General features: G+C 56.9%; 3 protein-coding genes. All 3 read left to right on the top strand.

Annotated features, from left to right (window positions below):
* The first annotated feature begins 387 nt into the window (after positions 1–387).
* Positions 388–603 (top strand): DUF6124 family protein, encoded by a 216-nt coding sequence (locus tag LIX91_RS25420; RefSeq protein WP_032702556.1) that lies wholly within the window; start codon positions 388–390, stop codon positions 601–603.
* Positions 604–713: 110 nt separating this feature from the next.
* Entirely contained in the window at positions 714–1679 is a 966-nt protein-coding gene (locus tag LIX91_RS25425) for an RHS repeat-associated core domain-containing protein (protein ID WP_226489400.1), read from the top strand.
* A gap of 109 nt (positions 1680–1788) precedes the next feature.
* Positions 1789–2859, top strand: a complete 1071-nt coding sequence (locus LIX91_RS25430; RefSeq protein WP_226489401.1) for an RHS repeat-associated core domain-containing protein — start codon at positions 1789–1791, stop codon at positions 2857–2859.
* Positions 2860–3125: the final 266 nt, after the last annotated feature.

Genomic DNA, 3125 nt, shown 5'->3' on the forward strand with positions numbered 1-3125 from the left:
CTCCAGCGTGGGAATGCCGTTCTGGACGCTCTGCGTCCTCTTCTCGAAGAATCAGGTTACTTCCGCTCACGAAAAACCTGTCCTGCAGGACCTTTCCTTCAGTCTTTTCTCTTTCCTGCGTATGACCTTTCCTAGAAAATCCCGGGCCCTTGTGCCTGCCAACTCTGCACTCTAGGCTGCGTCGGTCGCTGATTTTTCCAGCGACCGGGTTTAGCAGCCTGTCCAGAGATACGCAGCGCAATTACCGTTTTATGGCGGCTTTGCGTGGGGCACTTTCGAGTGCGCCGGGTCTGTGTTCTCTACCGGTCTGCTAACCCGCGTCAAAGTCGCCACCCTTGTTTGTTTAGCAGCGAACATCTGATGGCCCTACTTGCAGAGGCACATATGATGATCAACTCAACCCCGTCCCCGCCGCTCCCCAATTCTCTGGAAGACTCTCTGATACAGGTCAGCGACATACTGCGCTGTGCCTCAGCCACCGCGTATGAAACCGGTGACAACCTCGATGGCCTGAAACGTGATCTGGCGTTCTCGGTGGTGCATCTGATCAATATGGCCAAGGCCGAGCTGGAGCGCTCGCTGGAATGCGTCCAGAACCCCTGACAGGCCTGATGCAACCTAGCAGTTCTACGAGTAGCCGCTGCGGTCCCTGCAATGCATTGTGTGCTTGAAGAGGCCCGCCTCGCCGATCAAGACCACTCCGGTTACTCGCCATGCGCCAGCCAACCCCTCTGTGCCGTTACCGCTACGACGCGCTTGACCGGCTCGCGGCTCGCACGCCTGCCGCTGGAGCCATTGCCCGTTCGTTCTATCAGTCCGATATTCTGGTCAGCGAGATTCAGGGGGCAGAACACCTTCGTTTCCTGCATCGCGACCGTCAGTTGCTGGCCATGCAGTCAGCGCTCGCCACGTTGTTGATCGGCTCGGACCAACAGCACAGCGTGCTCCACACCGTATCGGCCGGCTTGCCTGGCCCTATCGCCTACACCCCCTACGGGCATCGGCAAGCATTGAACCAGCTGCCAGGCTTCAACGGTGAGCGACCCGATCCGTTGACCGATCATTATCTGCTGGGCAATGGTTATCGCGCCTACAACCCCGTTTTGATGCGCTTCAACAGCCCGGACAGTATGAGTCCGTTTGGCAAGGGTGGAATAAATGCCTATGCGTATTGTGCGGGGGACCCGATCAATCGATCCGATCCGAGCGGGCATGATTTCTTTGATGAATGGCTGCCATCCTTCTATGTTGGTATAGCCTTCGCCACCGCTGTTACTGTCCTGCTGGTGAACCGTTCCTCAGTAAAGGCTCTGGTAAAGGGGGTGAAGGTAAAGCCCGAGGTCAGCGCTGTCGATAATCCGCTTTCCGGGGGCGCTGTAGTCAGAAGGCCAGCGAACAAGTCGGAAATAGTATCGGCTGCTACAGGCATAGGTGCGTTGGCTGCCAGCACCTTATGGACGGCATCGCATATTTTAGGGAAGGTTGAGCCTGACGCACCGGCAATCAAATCGTTGAGAGGTATCGCTGTAGTGACTGCGGCTTACACGCTTGGGTTTCGTGTCAGGCCGCTTGTAAGCTCAGTGCGGTCATTCTTTGCAAAATTGGCGAAGAAGAGAGCTAAGTCCTCGCGTTCAAGCATTCGGAGTGGTAATTCAAGGATTGAAGATACTCGTCTTTGAACATCCTCTTCGTTCTCTGCATAAACCCGCTCGCTGACATTTCTACCAGTAGACCTGCCTCCCGACTCGGATCACGCTGAAGCCTGACCTCCATCATCAGGGAACGATAATGGCCATCCTGTGCAGGTACACCTACGACCCGCTGGACCGCTTATCCACAGTGACGCCATTGGCTCAGGCCGTCGCCAACCGGTTCTATAACGGCGAGCAACTGATGACCGAGTTACAGGGCGGCAGGCAACGAACCTGCATCCGCGCTGGCGGCCAGTTGCTCGCGCAACAGAGTCGGGAGGGCGATGAGGTCGTGACAATGATGATCGCCAGCGACCTGCACAATAGCGTTCTGCATGCCAGTGAAGACGGACACCAGGCGGACATTGCCTACTCGCCTTACGGTCACCATGACACTGCCCAGGCCCTCGACGGAATGCCCGGCTTCAACGGCGAACAGAGCGACCCTCTCACCGGCTATTACCTGCTTGGCAACGGTTATCGCGCCTACAACCCGGTGCTGATGCGCTTCAACAGCCCGGACAGCCTGAGCCCGTTTGGCAAGGGTGGCGTGAATGCGTATGCGTATTGCGCGGGAGATCCGGTCAACCGGGTTGATCCGACAGGGCATGAAAGCGCGTGGTTTTGGGTGGGTTTAGGCCTGTCGGTACTCGGTGCGCTCGCAGGGGGGGGAGGGGCACTCCTATCGAAGGGGGTCAAGACGAGGACAGTCTCGGTCGTCGGCTCATTAACAGGTATTCTTGGCCTTTTTCCCACGATAGGGTCGGTGTTGACGAAAGACGCGCACCCCGAGACCAGCTCAATATTTCAATATGTGGGATTTGGCTTAGGAGTCACTTCGACAGTGTTTTGGCGGGGCTCCTTAGCTGCGAGACGAATGGGGCAAAGACGATCTGATGCTCAAGCTGGAGCAAATCGGCTCGCCGGGCGAAGAACAGCGCCTCACTCCACCCGCCAACCGCCACCGGATAGTCCACGGCCGCCTGATGCGCCGCCAGATTATTCACGAAGAGATCCATATCCTTTTCCCCCACAAAGCGCTGCAAGAGAGGCTCTTGGCGCTTCAACTGCCTCATCGATAAACTCAACAAGTGGGTTCGGCCTACCTTTACAGAGCCGCGGAAGCAACGCTGGGGCTGCTGGCAGAAGGATCAGATATTCTATTTAGTGACGTTTGTCTTTATGCCATCCAGCCCTCTGCCAGAACCTGGGCGATTTTACAGAGCCATGACAACCCATGAGCTCATTACCCAGGTCACCCGGACTCTTGCTTTTGGGTGCCCTACTGATAGTTTTGCCAGTGGACTGTCGGTTCCGACGGGCTCACGCTAAAGCCCTGACTTCGTCATCATCAGGGAACGATAATGGCCATCCTCTGCAAGTACACCTACGACCCGCTGGACCGCGTATCCACAGTGACGCCCCTGGCCCAGG

It is taken from the genome of Pseudomonas sp. B20 (assembly GCF_020515755.1).
Classification (GTDB): Bacteria; Pseudomonadota; Gammaproteobacteria; order Pseudomonadales; family Pseudomonadaceae; genus Aquipseudomonas; species Aquipseudomonas syringae.